Origin of the sequence: Flagellimonas lutimaris, assembly GCF_051494225.1 — a bacterium.
Taxonomy (GTDB): Bacteria; Bacteroidota; Bacteroidia; order Flavobacteriales; family Flavobacteriaceae; genus Flagellimonas; species Flagellimonas lutimaris_A.
The window spans coordinates 117,108-140,594 of sequence record NZ_JBNPYE010000006.1; the positions used below are offsets into that span (position 1 = coordinate 117,108).

22 protein-coding genes are annotated in these 23,487 nt (G+C 40.2%); 11 read left to right on the forward strand and 11 right to left on the reverse strand.

Annotation, left to right across the window (positions count from 1 at the left end; translation table 11 throughout):
* Positions 1-43: 43 nt before the first annotated feature.
* A complete protein-coding gene (locus ACQQ5U_RS12640; protein WP_437398037.1) occupies positions 44-883 on the forward strand; it encodes an alpha/beta hydrolase in 840 nt (279 codons plus the stop codon).
* Positions 884-916: 33 nt separating this feature from the next.
* The gene (locus tag ACQQ5U_RS12645; protein WP_414460884.1) at positions 917-1,339 is read left to right on the forward strand and encodes a VOC family protein; all 423 of its coding nucleotides are present in this window, start codon (positions 917-919) and stop codon (positions 1,337-1,339) included.
* A gap of 1 nt (position 1,340) precedes the next feature.
* Here ACQQ5U_RS12645 and ACQQ5U_RS12650 read toward each other — a convergent pair whose 3' ends face one another.
* Entirely contained in the window at positions 1,341-1,967 is a 627-nt protein-coding gene (locus ACQQ5U_RS12650; protein ID WP_437398039.1) for a DUF2306 domain-containing protein, read from the reverse strand.
* Positions 1,968-2,087: 120 nt separating this feature from the next.
* Between ACQQ5U_RS12650 and ACQQ5U_RS12655 the strand changes: the two genes are divergently transcribed.
* Complete coding sequence (locus ACQQ5U_RS12655; protein WP_437398040.1) at positions 2,088-2,240, forward strand: hypothetical protein; 153 nt, start codon at positions 2,088-2,090, stop codon at positions 2,238-2,240.
* Between the two features lie 4 nt (positions 2,241-2,244).
* Here ACQQ5U_RS12655 and folD read toward each other — a convergent pair whose 3' ends face one another.
* The 3 genes from folD to ACQQ5U_RS12670 all read right to left on the reverse strand — a co-directional run bounded on the left by folD (position 2,245) and on the right by ACQQ5U_RS12670 (position 6,392).
* A complete protein-coding gene (gene folD / locus ACQQ5U_RS12660; protein WP_437398041.1) occupies positions 2,245-3,123 on the reverse strand; it encodes a bifunctional methylenetetrahydrofolate dehydrogenase/methenyltetrahydrofolate cyclohydrolase FolD in 879 nt (292 codons plus the stop codon).
* 67 nt (positions 3,124-3,190) lie between these two features.
* Complete coding sequence (ffh, locus tag ACQQ5U_RS12665; protein ID WP_437398043.1) at positions 3,191-4,519, reverse strand: signal recognition particle protein; 1,329 nt, start codon at positions 4,517-4,519, stop codon at positions 3,191-3,193.
* A gap of 106 nt (positions 4,520-4,625) precedes the next feature.
* The gene (locus ACQQ5U_RS12670; RefSeq protein ID WP_437398045.1) at positions 4,626-6,392 is read right to left on the reverse strand and encodes a hypothetical protein; all 1,767 of its coding nucleotides are present in this window, start codon (positions 6,390-6,392) and stop codon (positions 4,626-4,628) included.
* Positions 6,393-6,505: 113 nt separating this feature from the next.
* Between ACQQ5U_RS12670 and ACQQ5U_RS12675 the strand changes: the two genes are divergently transcribed.
* The 4 genes from ACQQ5U_RS12675 to ACQQ5U_RS12690 all read left to right on the forward strand — a co-directional run bounded on the left by ACQQ5U_RS12675 (position 6,506) and on the right by ACQQ5U_RS12690 (position 11,004).
* A complete protein-coding gene (locus tag ACQQ5U_RS12675) occupies positions 6,506-7,006 on the forward strand; it encodes an RNA polymerase sigma factor (protein WP_437398047.1) in 501 nt (166 codons plus the stop codon).
* Between the two features lie 77 nt (positions 7,007-7,083).
* A complete protein-coding gene (locus ACQQ5U_RS12680) occupies positions 7,084-7,998 on the forward strand; it encodes a FecR family protein (protein WP_437398048.1) in 915 nt (304 codons plus the stop codon).
* Positions 7,976-10,543, forward strand: a complete 2,568-nt coding sequence (locus ACQQ5U_RS12685) for a TonB-dependent receptor (protein WP_437398050.1) — start codon at positions 7,976-7,978, stop codon at positions 10,541-10,543. The genes ACQQ5U_RS12680 and ACQQ5U_RS12685 overlap by 23 nt, the downstream gene beginning before the upstream one ends.
* Positions 10,544-10,635: 92 nt before the next feature.
* Positions 10,636-11,004, forward strand: a complete 369-nt coding sequence (locus ACQQ5U_RS12690) for an endonuclease domain-containing protein (protein ID WP_437398052.1) — start codon at positions 10,636-10,638, stop codon at positions 11,002-11,004.
* Between the two features lie 56 nt (positions 11,005-11,060).
* On the opposite strand, the gene argS is transcribed toward ACQQ5U_RS12690, so the two are convergent.
* Positions 11,061-12,839 carry an arginine--tRNA ligase gene (gene argS, locus ACQQ5U_RS12695; protein ID WP_437398054.1) on the reverse strand — a complete coding sequence of 593 codons (1,779 nt, stop codon included), beginning with the start codon at positions 12,837-12,839 and terminating at the stop codon, positions 11,061-11,063.
* A gap of 93 nt (positions 12,840-12,932) precedes the next feature.
* Here argS and ACQQ5U_RS12700 point away from each other — a divergent pair, with 93 nt between their 5' ends.
* The 3 genes from ACQQ5U_RS12700 to ACQQ5U_RS12710 all read left to right on the forward strand — a co-directional run bounded on the left by ACQQ5U_RS12700 (position 12,933) and on the right by ACQQ5U_RS12710 (position 15,408).
* On the forward strand, positions 12,933-13,358 hold the full coding sequence (locus tag ACQQ5U_RS12700) for a hypothetical protein (RefSeq protein WP_437398055.1): 426 nt from the start codon (positions 12,933-12,935) through the stop codon (positions 13,356-13,358).
* Between the two features lie 206 nt (positions 13,359-13,564).
* Positions 13,565-15,076: a carboxypeptidase-like regulatory domain-containing protein gene (locus tag ACQQ5U_RS12705; RefSeq protein WP_437398056.1), complete on the forward strand. Its 1,512-nt coding sequence runs from the start codon at positions 13,565-13,567 to the stop codon at positions 15,074-15,076.
* A gap of 140 nt (positions 15,077-15,216) precedes the next feature.
* Positions 15,217-15,408 (forward strand): hypothetical protein, encoded by a 192-nt coding sequence (locus ACQQ5U_RS12710; protein ID WP_437398057.1) that lies wholly within the window; start codon positions 15,217-15,219, stop codon positions 15,406-15,408.
* Positions 15,409-15,706: 298 nt separating this feature from the next.
* Here the strand turns inward: ACQQ5U_RS12710 and ACQQ5U_RS12715 are convergent, their stop codons facing one another.
* The 3 genes from ACQQ5U_RS12715 to ACQQ5U_RS12725 all read right to left on the reverse strand — a co-directional run bounded on the left by ACQQ5U_RS12715 (position 15,707) and on the right by ACQQ5U_RS12725 (position 18,296).
* Positions 15,707-16,324 carry a Pr6Pr family membrane protein gene (locus ACQQ5U_RS12715; protein WP_437398058.1) on the reverse strand — a complete coding sequence of 206 codons (618 nt, stop codon included), beginning with the start codon at positions 16,322-16,324 and terminating at the stop codon, positions 15,707-15,709.
* A 70-nt stretch (positions 16,325-16,394) separates the two neighbouring features.
* The gene (ctlX, locus tag ACQQ5U_RS12720) at positions 16,395-17,300 is read right to left on the reverse strand and encodes a citrulline utilization hydrolase CtlX (RefSeq protein ID WP_437398204.1); all 906 of its coding nucleotides are present in this window, start codon (positions 17,298-17,300) and stop codon (positions 16,395-16,397) included.
* A gap of 81 nt (positions 17,301-17,381) precedes the next feature.
* Positions 17,382-18,296, reverse strand: a complete 915-nt coding sequence (locus ACQQ5U_RS12725) for a dimethylarginine dimethylaminohydrolase family protein (protein ID WP_437398059.1) — start codon at positions 18,294-18,296, stop codon at positions 17,382-17,384.
* 285 nt (positions 18,297-18,581) lie between these two features.
* Here ACQQ5U_RS12725 and ACQQ5U_RS12730 point away from each other — a divergent pair, with 285 nt between their 5' ends.
* Positions 18,582-19,049 (forward strand): hypothetical protein, encoded by a 468-nt coding sequence (locus ACQQ5U_RS12730; protein WP_437398061.1) that lies wholly within the window; start codon positions 18,582-18,584, stop codon positions 19,047-19,049.
* 63 nt (positions 19,050-19,112) lie between these two features.
* Here the strand turns inward: ACQQ5U_RS12730 and ACQQ5U_RS12735 are convergent, their stop codons facing one another.
* From ACQQ5U_RS12735 to eno, 3 genes are all read right to left on the reverse strand, one after another.
* Positions 19,113-20,396 carry a citrate synthase gene (locus ACQQ5U_RS12735; protein ID WP_437398063.1) on the reverse strand — a complete coding sequence of 428 codons (1,284 nt, stop codon included), beginning with the start codon at positions 20,394-20,396 and terminating at the stop codon, positions 19,113-19,115.
* Positions 20,397-20,515: 119 nt separating this feature from the next.
* Positions 20,516-22,054, reverse strand: coding sequence for a glycogen synthase (locus tag ACQQ5U_RS12740; RefSeq protein WP_437398064.1), 1,539 nt, complete (start codon positions 22,052-22,054; stop codon positions 20,516-20,518).
* A gap of 119 nt (positions 22,055-22,173) precedes the next feature.
* A complete protein-coding gene (gene eno, locus ACQQ5U_RS12745; protein WP_437398065.1) occupies positions 22,174-23,466 on the reverse strand; it encodes a phosphopyruvate hydratase in 1,293 nt (430 codons plus the stop codon).
* Positions 23,467-23,487 lie beyond the last annotated feature (21 nt).

The window sequence follows — 23,487 nt, forward strand, 5'->3', positions numbered from 1 at the left end:
ACTTTTAGTTTCTAATTAAGAGTAAGTTACAAAAAGTAACCTCATGAAAAAACTACTTAATAAAATAATTCCATTGGCCTATGGGCAATACTATAATGCCTATACGTTAATTGCACCCAAAAAGGCTGCCGAGAATGCTTTTCATGTATTTTGCACGGTAAGAAAAGGACGTGTTCGACCGGAACAGGCCGAATATTTGGACGGTTCCAAACTCAACATAGAGAATATAGCCGGCCACAAGGTACAATCCTATCACTGGCCCGGAAATAAAGAAACCGTTTTGTTGGTGCATGGATGGGAGAGCAACACCTTTCGGTGGCGCAACCTCATCAAAAAACTTAGGGAAGCGGACTTTAATATCATTGCGTTTGACGCTCCATCACATGGGTATTCAACTGGAAAACATCTCTATGTGCCTTTATACGAAGAAGCAGTAAACTATATGGTGAAAAAATACAATCCAAAACATCTTATTGGACATTCCGTAGGTGGGATGACCATTATCTACAACCAATACAAAAACCCAAGTGATGAGGTTGAAAAAATGGTCACAATTGGATCTCCATCGGAATTCCATGAAATCATGGAACACTTTCAGGACTTGTTAAAGTTCAATAATCGAGTAATGAAACATTTGGATAAGTATATTTTGAATAGGTTTGGATTTAAAATAGATGAATTTTCAACTTCCAAGTTTGCACAATCCTTAAGCAAAAAAGGGTTGTTGTTTCATGATAAGCATGACAACATTACTCCGTACCATGCTTCTGTAGCAGTAAATAAAAATTGGAAAGATAGCACCTTGGTCAGTACAGAGGGACTTGGCCATTCTATGCATCAAGATGATGTGAACAATCAAATCGTCTCTTTTTTGGAAGCTTGATAAAGTTGTCCTAATTTTCAAGAAAAATAGACCATGCAAAAAATAACCCCCTTCCATGTTGCCGTTCCTGTGCATAATTTAGATGAATGTAGAACCTTTTACCGGGATGTGCTCGGATGTGAAGAAGGCAGAAGTGCCGAACAATGGGTAGATTTCAACTTTTTTGGACATCAATTTGTGATTCATTATAAGCCTAAATCCGAAGAAGAGACACATACCAACCCCGTTGATGGGAAAAATGTACCCGTGCCTCACTATGGCGTGGTTCTGCCATGGGATACCTTTCAAACATTTTCAAAAGAATTGATTGAAAAGGGGATTGATTTTGTTATCGAACCTTACATCCGATTTAAAGGGGAACCCGGAGAGCAGGCCACTATGTTCTTTTTAGACCCCGCCGGAAATGCTTTGGAATTCAAGGCCTTTAAGGATATGGGGCAATTATTTGCCAAGTAGATCAAACGAGGGTCAGGCCTTTTTTCTTTACCCAAATCTTGGCAAAAATCATATTGGGTACCCAACAAAGCCATGCGACTACTTTATAGGCGAGTAAAAACTCACCGAATACAATAGTTAGGAAAGGCAACCAAATGCGCAGGGTAACTGCTGCAAAACAAGCAGCGTAACTATAAATCATCATTCCTTGATGTAGGGAAAGGTCTTTGTTTTTTACTGCGACATAAGCCCTTAGTGTAGTAAACAGCCAAATAATTCCAAGACTTATAAATCCTAGGGAAGAAATGATTCCCCCTGTTGCAAAAAAACCTAGGTAAACACCGCACAAACCACTGATCAAAGCAGAAATAACATATACTTTTCCAAGATTCCTATGCAAATTCAACCTTTTGGTGCGAAGTTTTTTTACAAATTGCGACCAACCGACCAACAGTGCAAGCCCCCCAAAACTTATATGACCGTAAAAGGCAAAATTCCAGACCGTGCTTGACAATAAGTCTTCGGATTTATTCATCAAAAGTCCAAAATCATCCGTGGCGAATAAGTAAATCAAAGGATAAAGACCAATTCCTATGGCCAGTAAAACAAAAACCACCCATGCTACTTTATTTCTTACCGTTTGAGCCATATTGCCTGATTTAGCACGAAGTAAGTTATCGATATTTTGGATATAAAGACAAGAATTTTAATGGTAATTCGTTATAAACGTACTGATTAGGCACTCAAGCCGCTCCCAAATCCTACTATTATGAAGACAATTTTACTCTTGATTACCCTTATTTTTTCTGCTATGGCAGTATCCAGCTGCACCAATGATGAAGGAGATACCGATTTTGAAATCCTAACTCCGGAAGAAGAACAACAAGCTGCTCTAAAATTAGAGCAGGAAAAAGCAAACTAGAGTTTTATGCTCTGTGGCGTTCCCGTGCCAATAAGGTATTCTTAAGCAACATGGCAATGGTCATAGGTCCCACGCCTCCAGGAACCGGAGTAATGTAAGATGCTTTTTTACTCACATTTTCAAAATCGACATCCCCAGTAATGTAGTATCCTTTTTCACGGGTTTCATCTGGAACACGGGTAATGCCAACATCAATGATAGTCACGCCATCCTTGACCATATCGGCCTTGAGGAATTTTGGAACACCCAAAGCGGATATTACTATATCGGCCTGAAGTGTCAATTCCTTTAGATTTTTGGTTCTACTATGTGCAAGGGTAACGGTAGAATTTCCTGGATTTCCCTTTTGACTCATTAAAATGCTTATGGGTCTTCCTACAATATGACTCCTCCCAATAACCACTGTGTGCTTCCCTTCGGTTTCCACCTTGTAGCGCTTTAAAAGTTCCATGATTCCAAATGGAGTGGCAGAGATGAATGTCTCCATATCCAATGCCATTTTACCAAAATTTGTAGGATGGAAACCATCCACATCCTTATCTGGATCTACGGACATCAGCACTTTTTCCTCGTCAATATGTTTGGGCAAGGGAAGTTGAACAATATAACCGTCGATATCGGGATTGTTGTTCAACTGATGTACTTGCTTCAGTAATTCTTCCTCGGTGGTTTCCTCAGGAAGGTGAATCAAAGTGGAATCGAAACCTATTTTTTTACAGGAACGCACCTTACTGCCCACGTAGGTAAGACTTGCCCCATCATTACCCACCAATACAGCTGCCAAATGAGGAACTTTTTCGCCCCGTTCTTTCATTTGGGCCACCTCAACGGTGATTTCTTCTTTAATCTGGTTCGATACTTTTCTTCCGTCAAGGATTTCCATGGGTTGTATTGGCTTTTTGGTTCTGACTACTGACTACTGACTACTGACTACTGACTACTGACTAAAGTTATCTCATATTTTGCATCATCTGCATCATCTTTTTGCCGCCTCCGCCTTGCATCATCTTCATCATCTTGCTCATTTGATTGAACTGTTTGAGCAACTGATTCACTTCTTGGATAGAGGTTCCGCTACCTGAAGCAATTCGTTTTTTACGGCTGGCATTTAGCATGGATGGTGTAGATCTTTCTTCGGGGGTCATGGAATGGATAATAGCTTCAATATGTTTAAAGGCATCATCATCAATATCCAATCCTTTCAAAGCCTTTCCTGCACCTGGAATCATTCCCATTAGGTCTTTCATGTTCCCCATTTTCTTGATTTGCTGAATCTGGCTCAAGAAATCATCAAACCCAAACTTATTCTTGGCAATTTTCTTTTGAATCTTACGAGCCTGTTCTTCATCAAACTGTTCTTGGGCACGCTCTACCAAGGATACCACGTCTCCCATTCCAAGAATACGATCGGCCATTCGGGATGGATGGAACACATCAATGGCTTCCATTTTTTCTCCTGTACCGATAAACTTGATGGGTTTGTCGACCACAGATTTAATGGAAATGGCAGCACCCCCTCGGGTATCACCATCGAGTTTGGTAAGGATAACACCGTCAAAGTTCAAAACATCGTTAAACGCTTTCGCGGTATTCACAGCATCTTGACCGGTCATCGAATCCACCACAAACAAGGTTTCCTGGGGTTCTATGGCTTTATGAATGTTGGAAATTTCATCCATCATCTGTTCATCCACGGCCAAACGACCTGCGGTATCAATGATTACCACATTACACCCTGTACTTTTTGCGTGGGCAATACCTGCCTTGGCAATAGCTACGGGGTCATTATTGTCACGATCGGAATATACCTCTACTCCTATTTGGTCACCTACAACATGTAACTGATCTATCGCCGCTGGACGGTATACATCACAAGCTACCAAAAGTGGCTTCTTGGTTTTTTTGTTCTTGAGGTAATTGGCAAGTTTACCGGAAAATGTTGTTTTACCGGAACCTTGCAGACCAGACATTAAAATTACAGAAGGGTTGCCAGATAAATCTATTTCCTCTGCTTCGCCTCCCATTAATTCGGTAAGCTCGTCCTTTACCAATTTAACCATGAGCTGACCTGGTTGTAATGAGGTCAGTACATTTTGGCCCAAAGCTTTTTCTTTTACCGTATTGGTAAATTCCTTGGCAATTTTGAAGTTAACGTCAGCATCCAATAAAGCTCTTCGAACTTCCTTGAGGGTCTCTGCTACATTGATTTCAGTAATCTGACCATGCCCTTTGAGGACGTGAAGTGCTTTATCTAATTTTTCACTTAAATTATCGAACATGTGTTCTTTGTTTTAAAGGAGGGACAAATTTAAGAATAATATAAAAGAAAAAGGACGGCTTTGGGGAGAGCCGTCCTTCTTTTGGAAAAAAGATTGGGGAAAAATTTTATGGTTTCTCAAATACCAAGGTATCTACCGAACCATCATCGTTCTCATCTTTAAGTTCGATTCGGGTGGAAGTTATGGAAACTACCTTCCAATCTTCGGTCAATTCTGCAAGGTCGTCTCCTGTATCAAAATTGATATAGAACTTCAAACCTTCTTCTGAATCTCTTAGTACCCTCCAAATTCCATTGGCTATTGGATCGGCATTGACAGACACTTCAACTTGATACATCGTGGAGAAATTAAAATCCATTCCTGCATAGGAAGCGGTCATATCCATTTCTCCTTCTTGATAAAGGGCTACATTCCATGGTCCGCCCATAGCAATATTTCTGATTTCAGTAACATCACCATCACCAGCACTATCATCACATACTTTTAACAATACCATTTCGTGATCTGTTTCTTCAATCCTAAATTTTAATCGGTTTTCAAACATTTCCTTGATCGGCCATTCAAAACTAACTCCAGGTTCGTCTCCTATAGAAATCATTAGGGATAGCTGAAATTGACTATTTAAACCAATATCCCAGGTCCCTTCCATAGTATTTGTTCCATTTCCAAGTGTTACTACTCCATCTGCCATAAATTGGAATTCATACCCTAAAAGCCGCTCTATTTCTTCTCCTTGGTTCTTAACTTTTTTAACTACCCATTCGCATTCCTTAAGTAGTGCTATAAATGCCTCTCTATCAACTTCTTCTGCAGGATCTATATCACATCTCTTTTTAAGAATTATCCTATTGCCGCCATCTTTATATAATTTGATGACTCCTTCTTCGATTTTGTAAACATACCATTCTAAAGAAAAGTCTACCATAGCTTCGAATTCAAGGCTTAACAACACTCCGTTGTCAGTCATACTTGTACTCCAAGTACCCGTTGTGGACGCACCCATGGAATTGGACATTACGACGCTTCCATCCTCGGTGAATGTCATTAAATGCTCCAAATATTGTTCGGTATTGTCCATTTCTCCACGGATTACCTGCCTAACCTCAAGAGGGCAAGCAACTAAGAACGCATCTAACTCTTCTTCGGTGAAATCATCATCATTATAATTATCATCATCATCTTCATCACATTGGTTTTTGGCCAATTCCAAAGCTGCCGCCAATTCTGTATTGTTCTCTACAACCACCTCAGTTCCATCATGCTTTCGCAGCGTAACAGGGAATTCTATACTAATCAGGTCACCTTCTTCAAGCTCTTCGAAGAACCTTCTCATTCCTTGATCGCTTTCTACAATTACCTGTCCTGATTGTTGATTATCCACCCCAAAAGTAAATAAGGTGATAGGGTACACAAAATCGATACATTCAATATCATCATCATCACCACCTTCAATACAATCCCTAGCCAACAACTCTAAATCGTCTTGGTTTTCAATAGTTATTTCACTAAAATCTGAAAGGGTAATAGTAATGGGGAATATAATGTCCAAAATGTCATCGTCATCGTCAAGCTCATCAAAAATTTCTTCAACCACCTCCAAATCACTTTCGGAATCAATGGTTACTTCAACTCCATTGACATTTACTGTATAGGGAAATTGAATGGCCAAACAACTGGCGCCATCTATAATATTATCGTAAGAACCGTCATTGGATGATGTTTTTTCTATTAAAACAGCAGTTGAAGAGTTAGCGGCAATGGTCTGTTGTTCATCTCCACCTCCGATTTCTTCATATTCTTCTTGGCAAGAAGAAAAGCCAAGAACAAGTGCAACAAGGGCTACGCGTAATATGTTGCTAATCAAATTTTTCATAATGTTTGAATTTTGGGGTTAGAATTCAACCTTTAAACAACTCGCCAAAAAAAAACCCTACTTTTTCTTAAAAATTTTCAAATATATTTGAGTCGACAAACAAACTCCTGCCCATGAGCAATGTATGCGAAGATCATATTTTCAGCAAAATTTTTAAGACCCATTCCAAAACGGTCTTCAACTACATCTTTTATAAGTTTGGGAATGAGGAGAAGGCGCACGATGCCGTACAGGAAGCCTTTGTTAAACTTTGGCAAAATTGCACCAAGGTCAGTCCAGAGAAAGCTAAATCATATGTTTACACAGTAGCCAACAACCTTTATTTAAATGTAATAAAGGCCGAAAAGGTAAGATTGAAGCATGCTGATAGCTTAAGCAATGACCGCACCAATGAGTCCCCAGAATTTTTAATGGAGGAAAAAGAATACAAGGAAAAACTGGACAACGCCCTGAATGCTTTGCCCGAAAACCAACGGACCACTTTTTTGCTCAATAGAATCGACGGGAAAAAGTACGCGGATATTGCGGAAATTGAGGGTGTGAGTGTAAAAGCTATTGAAAAAAGGATGCATTTGGCTCTCAAGAGTTTACGAGAACAAATTGATGGAATTTAAAAATTTCAGTGTATTACAAATTATAAGGTAGGGTATTTTTAAAGGTAGTTGTTATTATAACGTAAAGCATAGAACCCATGCAAGAAAATTATTTGGCAAAATGGCTGAGCGATGAGCTTTCAGAGGAAGAGCTTCAGGAGTTTCAAAATTCCGAAGCGTATGCCTCGTACCAAAAGCTCAAGGAAGCTACAAGCAGTTTGAGGGCACCCGATTTTGATTCGGAAAAAGCCTTGCAACGCTTGAAAGATGAACATATCGCGAATGCTCCAAAAGTGATTTCCTTGAATCCTTTCAAGAAATTCCTTAGGGTCGCTGCGGTTATTGCCATACTGCTTGCTGGTTCCTATTTTTATATAAACACTTTAGACGAGAGAGTTACTACAGAATTTGCCGAACGTTCCGAAGTTGTGCTTCCGGATGATTCCGAAATCTTTTTGAACGCAGATTCCCAAGTATCCTACAGCGAAAAAAATTGGGACAACAAAAGAAACATTGAATTAAAAGGTGAGGCCTTCTTTAAAGTGGCCAAAGGAAAAAAATTCACCGTTTCCACCGATCATGGAACTGTCGCCGTATTGGGAACACAATTCAACGTGGAAAACAGAAAAGGCTTTTTTGAGGTAACTTGTTATGAAGGTTTGGTGAGCGTTACCCATAATAATAAAGAATCCAAATTACCTGCTGGAACCTCTTTCTTGGTGATCAACGGAAAAATTATCAGTACTGGAACACCTGATGGCACTCTACCCTCTTGGATGAACAATGAAAGTAGTTTTGAAAGTATTCCTTTAAAATATGTATTTGCCGAACTTGAAAGACAATTCAACATCAAAGTATCAACAGAAAATATAGATACAAACCTATTATTTACAGGGTCTTTTAACAACACAGACTTAAATATGGCGTTAAAAAGTATAAGTACCCCCTCCCAAACACATTACAGAATAGACGGAGACAACGTACTTTTTTATGCTGGGAACACACTACAATAAGCATTTAAGCCTCGCCTTGGTTTTTTTGTTTTTCCTGTTTTGCAATATCAATGCACAAGAAAAGCAACAGTCTCCCCTTGCCCTAATTTCCTACATAAAATCCTTAGAAGACCGCTTTAATATCAAGTTTTCCTATATAGATGAAGATTTGGAAGGACTTACGATAACAATACCAGAAAATCTGACCTCATTGGAAGATATTCTGCAATACGTTGAGGATTCGCTTCAAATTGAAGCTGACAAACTTAACGACAGATACTACACGCTTTCCAAAGACAATCGAGTAAATATCTGTGGGGTTGTTTTGGACAATTTTGCCGAAAATACGGTCATGGGTGCCACTGTGGAAGTATTGGGAGAAGATGTTGCCAAAATAACGGACAATAATGGTGCCTTCTCTTTAGAAAATATTCCCCGAGATGCATCACTTCAAATTAGATACTTAGGTTATATAACCAAATATGTAAAAGTTGAGACACTATTACAGCAGGGAGATTGCCCTAAAATTCTATTGGCACAATATTATGAGCAATTGGATGAGGTGTTCGTCTATAAATACCTTACTTCTGGAATCATAAAAGAGAAAGATGCGAGTATCACCCTCAACACTGCAGAGTTTGGAATACTTCCAGGACTTATTGAGCCTGACATTCTGCAAACCGTACAGGCTTTGCCCGGTATTAAAAGTATAGACGAAACCGTATCGGATATTAATGTGCGTGGTGGCACCAATGACCAAAACCTTATACTTTGGAACGGAATCAAAATGTACCAATCCGGGCATTTCTTTGGGTTGATATCCGCCTTTAACCCCTACCAAACAGACAAAGTGACCATTTACAAAAACGGAACCCCCGCAAACTTCGGGGATGGCGTAAGCAGTGTCATTCAAATGGAAACGGGCAATACCATCCCAGACACCTTTAAAGGGGGCGGTGGATTTAACTTGATAAGTGGCGATGTTTATGCAGAAGCGCCCATAACCAACAAGCTAGGAATTCAATTTTCAGCACGACGCTCAGCAACCGATTTTTTAAAAACGCCAACCTACAAACAATTCATCAATAGGGCCTTTCAGGATAGTGAAATCACCCTCCAAAACAACAACACTGTTGATGATGAATTCATTAGGAATGAAGATTTTTTCTTTTATGATTTTTCTGGGAAAATCCTATACGACCTTAACAAAAATCATAAAATCCGACTAAGTGCCATACGCATCAAGAACAATTTAAAATTTGAAGAAACGAATGTTTCCGCAGATGAAACCAACATCAGCTTGTTAAAACAGGACAATATTTCGGTTGGTGGCCAAATACAGAGCAAGTGGTCGGGTAGATTTTCCACGCACCTCAATGTATACTACTCCAGATACAATTTGGATGCGCAAAACATTTTTGCCAATCAGGTCCAGCAGTTGTTTCAGAACAATCAAGTGACGGAAAATGCACTCAAGTTCGACACAAATTATATCCTAACGGATGAATTTAGTTGGAACAATGGGTATCAATATATTGAAACGGGAATAAAAAACTTTACCGAAATCAATCAACCTGACTTCTTCAGCAAAGTTATAGAGGTTGCCCGAATCCATGCCCCATACACAGAATTTGGGTATAGTTCTTTTGAGAACAAGTTCATTGGAAAAATCGGTGCCCGCTTTAACTTTATTGAGAACCTGGACACCTTCAAAAAATTGTTGATCGAACCAAGAATCAACCTAAATTTCAAATTGGCCAACTACTTAAGAGCTGAAGTGTTGGGAGAATTCAAAAGTCAAACCACCAACCAAATTATTGATTTGGAGCAAAACTTTTTAGGGATAGAAAAACGCAGATGGATTCTATCCAATGACAATACGCTTCCCGTGACCAAAAGCAAGCAAGGCTCATTTGGCATCAATTATGAGAAAAACAATTTTTATGTGGGTATCGAAGGCTTCTACAAAAATGTGGGTGGTATCAGTACCAGCACCCAAGGATTCCAAAACCAGTATCAATTTTCGGGGGAAATAGGGAGTTACGATGTTCAAGGGATTGAATTGCTTATCAATAAAAAAGGGGACAACTACAGCACTTGGCTGAGCTATGCCTACAACAAAAATGATTACACTTTCGATTCGATTGTACCGCAATCTTTCCCCAACAATCTGGACATTAGGCACACGGTTACCTTTGCCAGCACCTACACCTACAAGGACCTGAAATTGAGTATTGGTTTGAACTACAGGACCGGTAAGCCGTTTACAGAGCCTGTTGAGGGCGACGAAGGGTTGGACCAAGGCTATTATCCACCAAGAATCAATTACCAGCCCCCGAACAGCAGTAGATTACCTGAATATTTCCGGGCCGATGCTTCTGCTATTTACAATTTCCAAATCAGCAGGACCATACGAGCCAATGCGGGACTGTCAATTCTTAATTTTACGGACAGAAAAAACACCCTCAACAAATATTATCGAGTCAATGAAAATGATGAAATCGAGACTATTGAAAACTTTTCATTGGGCATTACCCCGAATGTGAGTTTTAGGGTGAGTTTTTAAATTTTGTAATTTTATTAAATCAATCTCCCCGATTCAGCAAGTCTGAATCACCCCTCTTTGTGCAAAGAGCGGAGCTTTTAAAGTAGAGATTGATGAAAAAACGAATCCACAACCGCAAGGAACTAGAACAGTTTCGAAAAAAATTACGGAAAAACTTAACTCCAGCCGAAGCCTTTCTGTGGCGACATCTAAAAGCCAAAAAATTACAGGGAAGACGTTTCAACCGTCAACATAGCATCAAAAACTATATCGTAGATTTTTATTGCGCTTCTGAAAAACTTGTAATAGAATTGGACGGAGCTATTCATAACACACCCCACGCCCAAGAATACGATGCAAAACGCACCAAAATTTTAAATGAATTGGGCTATACCGTAATACGATTTGAGAACAAAATGGTATTTGAAAACTTGGAATCCGTGCTGTCGGAAATCTCAGAACATTTCACACAAACCCTATAAGATTCTCCCTTTTAAAAGGGAGACATATTTTGACCAAAGGTCAAAATACAGAGGGATTACATCCTCTCAGGAACATCTATACCCAACAAGCGGAACGCCGACTGAATCACCTCGCCCACTTTTTGCGATAACTGTACCCTAAAGTTTTTCTTTTGCTCATCCGTTTCACCCAAAATGGATACCTGCTGGTAGAAGGAATTGAACTCCTTCACCAAATCATAGGTGTAGTTGGCAATCAAGGCAGGACTAAAGTTTTCCGCTGCCAACTGAACCGTTTCGGGAAACAATTGAATCTGTTTCAATAATTCTTTTTCCTTTTCGTGCAGATCCAATGAGGTCTCGACTGCGCTCGACCTGACATTGTTCGCCTTGCGAAGAATGGACTGAATCCTGGCGTAGGTATACTGAATAAACGGCCCTGTGTTCCCTTGGAAATCTACCGACTCCTCAGGATTGAACAAGATGCGCTTTTTAGGATCTACTTTTAAAATGTAGTATTTAAGGGCACCCAAACCAATGGTTCGGTACAATTGCTTTTTCTCTTCCTCGGAATACCCTTCCAACTTGCCCAATTCTTGTGAAATAGACTCGGCCGTATCCTCCATATTTTTGATCAGGTCGTCCGCATCCACTACGGTACCTTCCCTACTCTTCATTTTACCACTGGGCAAGTCCACCATTCCGTAGCTCAAGTGATACAATTGTTCTGCCCAAGCATAGCCCAATTTTTTAAGGATAAGGAACAACACCTTAAAATGATAGTCCTGTTCGTTCCCTACAGTGTACACCATTCCGTTGATGTCCGGGAAATCGGTTACCCGTTGGATGGCCGTACCGATATCTTGGGTCATATACACTGCCGTACCATCGGAACGCAACACAATTTTTTCATCCAATCCATCCTCGGTGAGGTCTATCCAAACACTACCGTCCTCTTTTTTAAAGAAAACACCACGTTCCAATCCATCCTTTACCACATCACGACCCAACAAATAGGTATCGCTTTCATAGTACAACGTATCAAAATCAACGCCAAGGTTTTTGTATGTAATATCAAAACCATCGTATACCCAACCGTTCATTTTTTTCCAAAGGGCCACCACCTCATCATCTCCAGCTTCCCATTTACGGAGCATTTCTTGGGCCTCCAACAATATTGGAGCCTCCTTTTCAGCTTTCTCTTTTGGTGTCCCAGCCTCAACTAGTTCAGCAATCTGCTCTTTGTATGCTTTATCAAAAGCCACGTAATATTTACCTACCAAGTGGTCTCCCTTCAATCCAGAAGATTCAGGAGTTTCGCCTTCCCCAAACTTTTGCCATGCCAACATACTTTTACAGATGTGGATGCCACGGTCATTTATAATTTGGGTTTTGTACACCTTTTTACCAGAGGCCTTCAAAATTTCGGCCACCGAATACCCCAAAAGGTTGTTTCGGATGTGTCCCAAGTGCAAGGGCTTATTGGTATTGGGCGAAGAATATTCCACCATTACCGCATCATCGGATTGGGATTTTACATAACCAAAATCGGTTTCATCAGAAATAGCGTTGAAGAAATTCAGATAATAACTATCCTCAATAACAATGTTCAAAAAGCCTTGCACCACATTGCATTTGGACACCTCATCAACATTCTCGACCAAATACTCGCCTATCTTGGTTCCAATCTGAACGGGATTCCCTTTAATTTGACGCAACATCGGAAATACCACTACGGTAATATCACCCTCAAAATCCTTTCGGGTAGGTTGAAATTCCACCGTAGGCAGCTCAACTTGGTACAGTTGTTTTACCGCCTCGATCACTTTTTGGCTCAAATCGTTTTGCAAACTCATCTAAAAGGCTTTTCAGGGCGCAAAACTACGCATTTTTTGGGCTTTTCCCACACCATTATCAAATGGTGGGTTTTAATTTGGCTATTTTTAGATATGCTATTGAACGTCTCCTACAACGATAAAAAAATCACCAAAAAAATTGACGAAGCCGTTGGCAAACCCATCCCCATAAAAGAGCGTTTTGCCATGGGCGGTATCGGTTCTCCCAAATTGTACATTACCGAGACCAGCTTGGATATATACAATCTTCTCGTTTTGGACAATAGTACCAACACTTGTAACATTGAAATTCGCCCCAATGGCATTATCGTTAGGTTCCGTTCCCGCTTGGAAACCTATGGTCTTATAATCCCCTATTACAAATTGAATGTGTACAAAGGGGATATTGGCATTTATTCCATTTATATGGACCATTACTTTATTAAAGTACGTTCGGACACCAAGGCCATCCAACGTTTTTTTCGAAAATTATTGGACCATCGCGCGGACAACCTGCCCACCAATCTGGAAGATCTATGAACATGTTCTAATAAATTACTGGTTGGTGCTTTACCCTCTTATCAACCCCTAGCATCAATCCCCTACGTTGTTAAAATACTATTAAGCCATAACGGTGATTCCGTTTTTCTTTGCACTTTGTCACAAATTCCCCCCGAGTTCGTCTAAACAATAGGCAACCTTTATTGCGAAAAAGGTGTCTTATTAATGAAACCATACATTCAACTATGTCCGTTAAACAGACTATTCTCTTTACTGCTTTTTCCCTTTTAATGAGCATTCCTCTTGTTGCCCAAACCATAAGTTCTCGTTTGGTGGATGCCAAGACACAAAAGGGCATTCCCTATGCTACTATTCAATATGGGGAAAATCAAGGAGTGATCACCAATGAGGAAGGCCGTTTCAGTTTTGTGATGGAAGAAGGCACTTCCCTGCCCGATTCCATTTATGTAACCTCAATGGGATACGAAAAAAAAGGATTCACCCTTGAGCAAATGCAGGACAGCTTGATTCCCTTGAATGCCAAAGCGATCGAACTGAGTGGCGTTTATGTTTTTGACAAGGAGCTGGAGGTGGACGACATTATTGAAAAAATGATAGAGAACATTCCCAAAAACGTAAACAAAAACCCCATAAAACAACGCTTTTTCCTACGGAAATCGGAACTGGCCAATATGCAAAAAGTGGATTTTGGGTTCGAAAAATCATCCATTAAAGAGTTGAACAAGGAGCTTATGGACAGCATCTCGAATTCCATTCCAAAAAATGCAGCTCACTATACCGAAAGTTTTGGCGACCTCTATAAAAACAACACTGATTATAAACTCAACATCATAAAAGCGGCCGACCTGTATGATAAAAAGGAGGTGGGTTCTTTTGAGGATTTGGCAGAGCATATGGAGGAAATCTTTAAACAGAATGTAAAACCAGGCTCTTATCTAAAGATAAAATCAGGCATTTTTAGCGAAAAAATACAAGTGGATTCCATTTTGGACACTATGGACGATGAACGGATAGATCAAGTAAAAAAGGTAAAGGCCCAAGTGGAAAAAGATAGTGTTTCGGGCTTGGTCGACAGCCAACGTTGGCAGTTTAAGGAAATGTTGAGTCAATTGTATTATAAGGAGGACACCAAACTGGACTTTGTGGACAAAACCGGTCGATACGAGTTTAAACTGGCAGGTTACGCCGATATTGGCGACGCAGGTGTTTATGTAGTGGATTTTTGGCCCAAGAGAAGCAGTGCCGACTTTAAAGGGCGCCTCTATATAAATATAGAGGACTTTGCCGTAATGCGACTGGACTTTACCAACACCCAACGCCTGCGAAATTTTAGATTGTTGGGCATTACCTACCGGGAAACAGTGTACAAGGGCACCATGCGTTTTGCCAAATTATCCAATGGCAAGTACGATCTTCAGTTTATGGATTTGTCCGATGGTAAATACTTTGGTGTGGACCGACCACTAAAAGTGGTGGAAAAGAACAAACACGTAAAAGGACGCCGCAAGCAGAACGAACTAAAATTGAACATTGACTTTCGTATGAACATGACCAACAAGTGGGAATTGGTAGTGTTCAACCAAGACGAAATTGCGGAAAACGAGTTTAAAACCTACAAGGAAGACAAAACGGTTCGAGCCACCTATATGCCCCGATACAACCCAGAGTTCTGGAAAGGCTTCACCATTATGGAGCCTAACCAGGCCATTCGAGGGTTTACGGCCGAAGAGGAATAGATTTCAGATAGATATCTTAGATATCAGATGTTAGATTACAGAGGTCGGATAATGGGAGTTCCAAGGCTTGATGGCAACTTGCCATTTATGGCATTAAACCATTTTCCAAACTATTGTTACTTGCTTACCTAAAGGTAAGAATGGAAAAAGGAGAAGTTTTATTGCAATGGATTGAAGATTGGTACGGCTCTCCTGAAGAACTCGCCAAAGTTCTGGATTTGGCCGTAGAAATGCTGTTTTATTTAGAGGAAGATACGTTCGACCGTAAAGAAGTGCAACAAGTGGTTGCTGCGCTTCGGGGTATTGTGGTTGGGTTGAGGAATAGTTACTAAGTTTATAAAATACGAAAACCTTCCTATCAAACAGCAGAGCAAGCAAGTTCGACATGACGATGACGTCATTTCGAAATGAGATGCAAAGCAGCGATTGAGAAATCTCAACTATCCTTAAATTTCTCACACTCCTTTTAGTCGGTTCGAAATGACAAAAAAATACCTTGAGATAATTCGTGCAATTCGTGTCAACCAAAAAAGATTTCTCGACTGTTCCTTCGACTGCGCTCAGGGTGACAGCTCGAAATGACATTGAAAATTGAGCATTGTAGATTGTTTATTGCCCATTACCAATTGCTCATTGTCTGGGCTGGAGAAGTTTCCCCAAAAGGTATAGCGCAACCATAATCAAAAGCATCAGCAGGAGCACAAAAAAGACATTCAACAAAGTTGGTCCAAAACCAAGTTCATCCACATTTAAAAATGGATAGGGATAAAACCCTGAGAATTGCCCTCGGACCATCACAAAAACCAAATACCCTAAAGGGTACAACAACCATTTGGAGAGATGTTTCCAAGCAACAACGGTCCTGGCACAAAACATGAGCCAATACACATACATAAATGCGGGGATTATGGTATGCAACAGTTCGTCCACCACCATTTGTAGTCCTGTTGGATCCCAAATTTTACGTAGCACGAATTGATACACCACTCCCACCACCACAATAAACGTAGTTAAGGCAATGGGTGTTGTCTTTTTATGGAAAAGGGCCGATCGTTTTTGGTCGGCACCAAATACTTGGGTAGTAAAGAAAAGAGCCACCAACGTATTGGTCAGTATCGTAAAGAAGCTAAAAAATCGTACCAAGCTCTCGGCAATGCCTGCTTCTCGATTTTGAATCATTAAATACAATTGGGCAAGTACGGCAAACCAGCCCATGCAAAGTCCCAAGATTTCAAAATTTCTGCGCATGGTTGAATTTGTACAATTTACAATAATCAATTATCAATGGACATACACCCCTAAGGTCCCAGGAGACAATTTATGCCTTGGGCAAAAACACTTCGGCCATCATGCAACGGGCACTTCCACCACCACAGGTTTCAATGGTATCCAATGGGCTGTGAATGATCGCACAATGCTTTTCAATGGCTTTTATTTGTTGCTCTGTCAAACTGTTATATGCTTGCGTGCTCATTACCATATAACGTTGATCGTTGGCCCCCACCACTTGGAGCATATTGCCCGCAAAGTGGCACATTTGATCCTCCGTGATCCTTATGACCTCTTTTCCGTCCATTTTTATATGTTCCACCACATTTTTCCGTTCCTTTTTATCGTCAATGGAATCGAGGCAAATCACGGCAAAGTCCTCCGCCATGGCCATCATTACGTTGGTGTGGTAAATGGGCAATCGCTTACCATCCACCGTTTGGTTGGCATGAAAAATTACGGGGAAGCAATCAAAATCCTCGCAAAACTCTATAAAAAGTTCTTCGTGTGCTCGCTCGGAAAGGGCACAATACGCTTTTTGGTTGACTCTATCTTTTAAGATACTACCTGTTCCTTCCAAAAACACTCCCTCCTCTTCGGCAGCCGTATAATCCATGACATTGTTAATCACAAAACCATTCTCCTCCAGCAGCTCAAAAACATCTTCCCTACGTTCCTTTCTTCGATTTTCGGCAAACATCGGGTACACACAAACGGTTCCGCTCTCGTGAAAAGACACCCAATTGTTCGGAAATATAGAATCGGGGGTGTCCTGCTCCATATTATCGCTAATGGTAATCACATTAACGCCGTGCTCCCGTAAAACGGTTACAAATTGGTCGAACTCTTGCTGTGCCTTTTTATTGATTTCGGCATTTTTTAGATGCGGGTCTTCCTGAAAGTAATTGTTGACCGCAGTTTGCTCGTTCATCCTAAAGTTTACTGGACGCACCATAAGAATGGTGTTGGTAATCTGTTTTCTCAATACTTTGACTGTTTAGATCAAACCTGTGGCAGCAGGAAGTAGGGTTAAAAATTATGCTCTGATCAAAGGCATGGTGCTGCACCGCAGCAGGCCTTCTTGTTTGGCTATTTCGGCATAGGGAATCTCCTCTACGGTGAATCCCTGGTCCCTAAGCCAATTGTTCAATCTAGTAAAACTCTTTTCCGAAACCACCACTTCGGGGGAAATGGAAAAAACATTACTGAACATTTGGTACATTTCGTCTTTATCAATTTCAAAAATATTTTCTGGCCCGAAGAAATCCACCAAGTATTGGTATTCCTCCTCTACCAAAAATCCATTTTTATGTAAAATTGCCTTGTCTTTACCTACGGGCTGGAAACAACAATCCAAATGCAATGCATTCTCCTTTGGGTCGGTGTTGGATTTTCGCAGCTCGAAGGATTTTACCGTTTTATGGGGAAACATTTCCCGAATAAATTCTACGGCTTCGATATTGGTTCTTGCGGTAATATAACCCGCATAATCATCACCAGTGTAGGTTCCGATAAAAATATGGTCGTTCCAGGGCATTACATCTCCACCTTCAATATGAACTTCTTCTGGTGGCCTAATAATTTTTTTAGGATCTATTTTCTCGAGCACTTCATGAATTGCTTCAAACTCACGTTCCCGATTGGGCAAAATATTGGCATGAAACAACTTATCCTCAATAACAAAAGCTATATCCCGTGCAAAAATTTGATTACAATCCTTAAGAACCTCTGGTCGGTAAACCTTAACTCCGTATTTATGGAATACTTGGGCAAAAGCATCCATTTCCTTAACCATATCCGCCTCTTTAGGATATTTTCCTGCCTTAATATGCTCAATTGATTTAGGGTCGTAAGCTTCTTCAATTGTAGGAACAGGCCCATTACTTTGAGTAGTTCCCAGAATAACAGCTTTTAAAGTACTGGTCTCATCAACAACGTTCAATTCAATCATAAAAGATGTATTAGGGCCAAAAAATACAGGCCATCAAAACAATAAGGAAAATCCTTATAAATTCTATGGCAAATCTAATGTTTTAGTTGAATTTATTAACTAATCAAAATGATAAAATCACCCACCTTATTTCGGGAATAAATCCTAAAAACAAGGGTAATTCATTTTAGGCCAAAAAGTTGTTCATCAAATAGTTAAAATCACTGTCAAAACCTAAAAAACTGACAAATGTCAGGTTATCGATTCATTTTTATGATTACATTTGTATTAAGATTTTTCCTACTTATGAAAAATATTGTAATTACATCTATTTTATTAGCGACCTTATTTATCGTTATGGGAGGCATGGATGTTTTCCAAAGAATGGAGCGAATCAGTTTTGTCTCCAAAGCAGATTCGAATATACTGGTTGATACCATTTATGCGGTTAAATACGATGACTGTATCAAGGAGAGTGATTTTCCAAATGGATATCCTTTACATTCCGAACAAATGAAGAGCGAAGATGAGGATTGGTATTTTACCAAGGTCAATGAATCGGCAAGAAAATACGGGAAATCCTTGGATTCGACCTTGAAAAATTTGAGTACCGTGGATGCACATGACTTTATCCATCAAACATTTCAAAAAGCAAAAAATGCTATAACAGACAATGATATTTCGGAAATCCAGAAACACTACCATTGTGAAATTATGCGAATATGCTATGATAGCGACAGGTCTTTAAACCAAAGCTCTGTAGGAAGACTTTAGTACTGTATCTATCAAAAAAAGGGGCGAAAATATCGCCCCTTTTTTATTTTATCGTCCCAAATCTTATCTTTTTTCCACAGGAACAAAGTCTCTATAGTTTTCTCCGATATAAACTTGTCTAGGTCTACCAATCGGTTCTTTTCTGAGTCTCATTTCTCTCCATTGTGCAATCCAACCCGGCAATCTGCCCAAGGCAAACATTACAGTGAACATTTCAGTTGGGATACCCAATGCACGGTAAATGATTCCAGAGTAGAAATCCACATTCGGGTATAGCTTTCTGTCCACAAAGTATTTGTCTTCCAATGCTTCTTTTTCCAATCCTTTGGCAATATCCAAAATAGGATCATCGATACCAAGGTTGCCCAATACTTCGTCCGCAGATTTTTTAATGATTCTAGCTCGTGGATCAAAGTTTTTGTATACGCGGTGTCCAAAGCCCATTAGTCTGAACGGATCATTCTTATCCTTGGCTTTGGCCATATATTTTTTAGTGTCCCCTCCATCGGCCTCGATTGCTTCAAGCATTTCAAGAACGGCTTGGTTAGCACCACCGTGCAATGGTCCCCAAAGTGCCGAGATACCTGCAGAAAGTGATGCAAAAAGCCCAGCGTGTGACGATCCCACAATACGCACAGTGGACGTTGAGCAGTTTTGCTCGTGATCAGCGTGCAATATCAGTAATTTATCTAGAGCGTCTATTGCAATTCTATCCTTTTTGTATTCCTGATTTGGTCTTTTGAACATCATTTTATGAATGTTCTCCACATAACCCAAGGTGTCATCTCCGTAATCCAACGGAAGACCTTTTTTCTTACGCATGGCCCAAGCTACCAAAACTGGGAATTTGGCCAGAATCCGTACAATGGAATTGTACATGGCTGATTCTGAAGACACATCCACGCAAGATGGGTTAAAAGCGACCAAGGCGCTGGTCAACGAAGAAAGTACTCCCATTGGGTGTGCTGATTTTGGAAAACCATCCAAAATTTTCTTCATTTCCTCATCCACTTGGGACTCTTCCTTAATATCATTATGAAATTTTTCGAGCTGCTCCTTGTTGGGCAATTCCCCAAAAATCAAAAGATAAGCTACTTCCAAAAAGTCGGCTTTTTCTGCTAAATCTTCAATCGAATATCCACGATACCTTAATATTCCCTGCTCACCGTCCAGAAAAGTTATGGCACTCTCACAAGATCCCGTGTTCTTGTATCCTGGATCTATTGTCACCATTCCTGTTGAGGCCCTCAAAGTTTTGATATCTATGGCCAATTCATCTTCAGTACCTTTGATAACAGGGAATTCATACTTTTCTCCCCCATATTCGAGTATAGCTTTATCCGACATTTTATATTTTAATAGATTAGTAAAAATTGATTCCGAAAATTACGAAAAAGCACTACCATTAACAATTTACAGCCGCTATTTAAGTTGATATTAACGCTAAAATGATATAGAAAATTTACTTAATCCATTTTATACAGCTGATCATAATATTGATCAACGGATTTCTTCCAAGTAAAACGCTTTTTCCTAGCTGCAGCCTGAATTTTTTTCCAGGTAGGTCTATCATTTTCGAACACATCCAAAGCAATATCCAAAGCTTCCAACATGTTTTTTATTTTTTCATCATAGCTATCTCCATCAAAAGAAAAACCCGTCTTCATGTGATCTACGGTATCCTTTAATCCACCTGTGTGATGAACCAAACAAGGGTTACCGTTTCGCATGGCCAACATTTGACTGATTCCACAGGGCTCAAAAAGACTGGGCATAAAATAAAGGTCGGATTCCAAATACATGGAATCGATCAGTTTTTCCGATTGACCATTGGTGAATATAAAATTCTTATGTTCATAGCTCAACTTTCGAAAAAGCTCTTCATATTCCGGGGCACCCGTACCCAACAACATAAAAATACCATCAACCTTTTCCAGCTTTTTCAGTATTTCAACAAAAGCCTCTGGTGAACGCATGAAAAAATAAAACTTTTGCTCTGTTAAACGGGCTACACTGGATGCGATAAATCTTGGTCTTTCATCTACAAATGCCATGATCTTCTCCCCTGTATGGGCCAAAAAATCGGCTTTATACTTTTTGGATTCTTCCTGTAACCACATAAATAGGGCTTTTACGGTGTTCCTGTAAATGTTTCCCTTCTTTTCCTTATTGATGTTTTTGTAGTTACATCCATTCAAAATTCCAAATAATCGACCTTCTTTATCTGCTTCTTGCAAATCCATTTCCAATCCTTCGCCTCCAATAAATTCAGGTGGGGAACTCGGTTGTAGTACATCCTCTTTATAAGAAGGTGAAACGGTATGCACCGCATCGGCAAACCGAATTCCCACTGCCATTAGGTTGATACAATCCTGATATCTATGATCCATTAGTTTTTGATAATCCAAGGGTACATTTGGAAACCAGTTTTTCAAGGATGAATAGTTACCATCAAAAGGTCGTATCCCCTGAATGGCCAAATTGTGGATACTGTAAACAACGCGTATATCCTTAAGATTGGTGTAATCTGGGTGATATTCCCTTAAAAACAACAATAAACTGGAATGCCAGTCGTGTAAGTGTACCAAGTCAACATCTCCAAAAGCTCCGTGCTTTATGGCTTCTGCCACCGCAGTACAAAAAATAAAATACTTAATGGCATCGGTGTAGAAAGGTTCTTGTGGGTCGTTATGGTAAATGTGTGCAATATCTCCGGCCTCTATCTCTGGATGATGCAGGACATAGTGGAAAATGTTCGGAAACTCCTTTTTGGGCTTGACCTCATACAATTCTGCGGTGTAACCCATACCACGAAGGGTAAAATTCAAAGTAGTTCTGGGCAATCCCCCGTGATGAAGTCTTGAATAGGCCGGCACAACAACATGCACCTTATCGCCCCGTTCGGAAATCTGCCGTGGCACATCGCGGACTACATCGCCCATGCCGCCCGCTTTACAATTTTCCAAAGCATCGTTTTCAGCGGCAACAAAAAGAAAGTTATTCATGTGGGAGAATTTGTATGGTAGTTTAGTGAACCCTTAATTTAACCAAACTTTATTAGTGAAACAAAAAAAAGCCTTTCCCATTTGGAAAAGGCTTTTGTTATGCTAAAAAATCATTAAGCTTATTTTACCTTGAAGGCTTTTTCTTGAGGGTAGTAAGCGATGTCGCCCAACTCCTCCTCAATTCTCAATAATTGATTGTATTTGGCCATACGGTCACTCCTAGAAGCTGAACCGGTTTTAATCTGGCCAGTGTTCAATGCCACAGCCAAATCAGCGATGGTGTTGTCTTCTGTTTCACCAGATCTGTGAGACATTACAGAGGTATACCCAGCATTCTTAGCCATATTTACGGCAGCGATGGTCTCGGTCAAAGTTCCAATTTGGTTCACTTTGATCAAGATTGAATTGGCGATGCCGTTTTCAATTCCACGAGACAAACGCTCTACATTGGTCACAAATAAATCATCACCAACCAATTGTACCTTGTCACCTATTTTTTCGGTAAGCAACTTCCAACCGTCCCAATCGTTCTCATCCATACCATCCTCAATGGAAATGATTGGATATTTTTCACAAAGGTCTGCAAGGTATTGAGCTTGTTCTTCAGAGGTTCTCACCATTCCCTTATCCCCTTCAAACTTGGTGTAATCATATTTACCATCAACATAAAACTCTGCAGAGGCACAATCCAAGGCAATCATCACATCATCACCCAATTTGTAACCTGCTTTTTCAACAGCTTTTCCAATGGTATCCAAAGCATCTTCGGTACCGCCTTCCAAGGTAGGTGCAAAACCACCTTCGTCACCTACAGCAGTACTCAAGTTGCGGTCGTGCAATACTTTTTTAAGGTTATGGAAAATCTCAGTTCCCATTTGCATGGCATGGCTGAAATCTTTTGCCTTAACTGGCATTACCATAAACTCTTGGAATGCAATTGGAGCATCGGAGTGCGACCCTCCATTAATAATGTTCATCATTGGCACCGGAAGCGTGTTGGCGCTAACCCCCCCTACATAACGGTACAACGGCATACCCAACTCGTTGGCTGCTGCTTTTGCTGCGGCCAAGGATACTCCCAAGATAGCGTTGGCTCCCAATTTTGATTTGTTTGGTGTACCATCCAAATCAATCATGGTTTGATCGATATAGTTCTGCTCAAAAACAGAAGTACCTATCAATTCCTCTGCTATGATGGTATTTACGTTGTTCACGGCTTTACCAACTCCTTTACCCATAAAGGAATCGCCACCATCGCGCAACTCAACGGCTTCATGCTCTCCAGTAGAGGCTCCTGAAGGTACTGCTGCCCTTCCCATAATTCCATTTTCTGTTACTACATCTACTTCTACTGTTGGATTTCCTCTGGAATCCAATATCTGTCTTGCATGAATGTTGATAATGATGCTCATTTTAATTCAATATTTTTAGTT

Coding starts and splice junctions, on each gene's coding strand:
- ACQQ5U_RS12725 (WP_437398059.1), bottom strand. CDS start 18,296: ATGATTGAATTGAACGTTGTTGATGAGACCAGTACTTTAAAAGCTGTT.
- ACQQ5U_RS12680 (WP_437398048.1), top strand. CDS start 7,084: ATGCAAGAAAATTATTTGGCAAAATGGCTGAGCGATGAGCTTTCAGAG.
- ACQQ5U_RS12715 (WP_437398058.1), bottom strand. CDS start 16,324: ATGCGCAGAAATTTTGAAATCTTGGGACTTTGCATGGGCTGGTTTGCC.
- ACQQ5U_RS12740 (WP_437398064.1), bottom strand. CDS start 22,054: ATGAATAACTTTCTTTTTGTTGCCGCTGAAAACGATGCTTTGGAAAAT.
- ACQQ5U_RS12730 (WP_437398061.1), top strand. CDS start 18,582: ATGAAAAATATTGTAATTACATCTATTTTATTAGCGACCTTATTTATC.
- ACQQ5U_RS12645 (WP_414460884.1), top strand. CDS start 917: ATGCAAAAAATAACCCCCTTCCATGTTGCCGTTCCTGTGCATAATTTA.
- ACQQ5U_RS12705 (WP_437398056.1), top strand. CDS start 13,565: ATGTCCGTTAAACAGACTATTCTCTTTACTGCTTTTTCCCTTTTAATG.
- ACQQ5U_RS12685 (WP_437398050.1), top strand. CDS start 7,976: ATGCTGGGAACACACTACAATAAGCATTTAAGCCTCGCCTTGGTTTTT.
- ACQQ5U_RS12700 (WP_437398055.1), top strand. CDS start 12,933: ATGCTATTGAACGTCTCCTACAACGATAAAAAAATCACCAAAAAAATT.
- ACQQ5U_RS12670 (WP_437398045.1), bottom strand. CDS start 6,392: ATGAAAAATTTGATTAGCAACATATTACGCGTAGCCCTTGTTGCACTT.
- ACQQ5U_RS12675 (WP_437398047.1), top strand. CDS start 6,506: ATGAGCAATGTATGCGAAGATCATATTTTCAGCAAAATTTTTAAGACC.
- ACQQ5U_RS12690 (WP_437398052.1), top strand. CDS start 10,636: ATGAAAAAACGAATCCACAACCGCAAGGAACTAGAACAGTTTCGAAAA.
- ACQQ5U_RS12735 (WP_437398063.1), bottom strand. CDS start 20,396: ATGTCGGATAAAGCTATACTCGAATATGGGGGAGAAAAGTATGAATTC.
- folD (WP_437398041.1), bottom strand. CDS start 3,123: ATGGAAATCCTTGACGGAAGAAAAGTATCGAACCAGATTAAAGAAGAA.
- ACQQ5U_RS12655 (WP_437398040.1), top strand. CDS start 2,088: ATGAAGACAATTTTACTCTTGATTACCCTTATTTTTTCTGCTATGGCA.
- eno (WP_437398065.1), bottom strand. CDS start 23,466: ATGAGCATCATTATCAACATTCATGCAAGACAGATATTGGATTCCAGA.
- ACQQ5U_RS12650 (WP_437398039.1), bottom strand. CDS start 1,967: ATGGCTCAAACGGTAAGAAATAAAGTAGCATGGGTGGTTTTTGTTTTA.
- ffh (WP_437398043.1), bottom strand. CDS start 4,519: ATGTTCGATAATTTAAGTGAAAAATTAGATAAAGCACTTCACGTCCTC.
- ACQQ5U_RS12710 (WP_437398057.1), top strand. CDS start 15,217: ATGGAAAAAGGAGAAGTTTTATTGCAATGGATTGAAGATTGGTACGGC.
- argS (WP_437398054.1), bottom strand. CDS start 12,839: ATGAGTTTGCAAAACGATTTGAGCCAAAAAGTGATCGAGGCGGTAAAA.
- ctlX (WP_437398204.1), bottom strand. CDS start 17,300: ATGGTGCGTCCAGTAAACTTTAGGATGAACGAGCAAACTGCGGTCAAC.
- ACQQ5U_RS12640 (WP_437398037.1), top strand. CDS start 44: ATGAAAAAACTACTTAATAAAATAATTCCATTGGCCTATGGGCAATAC.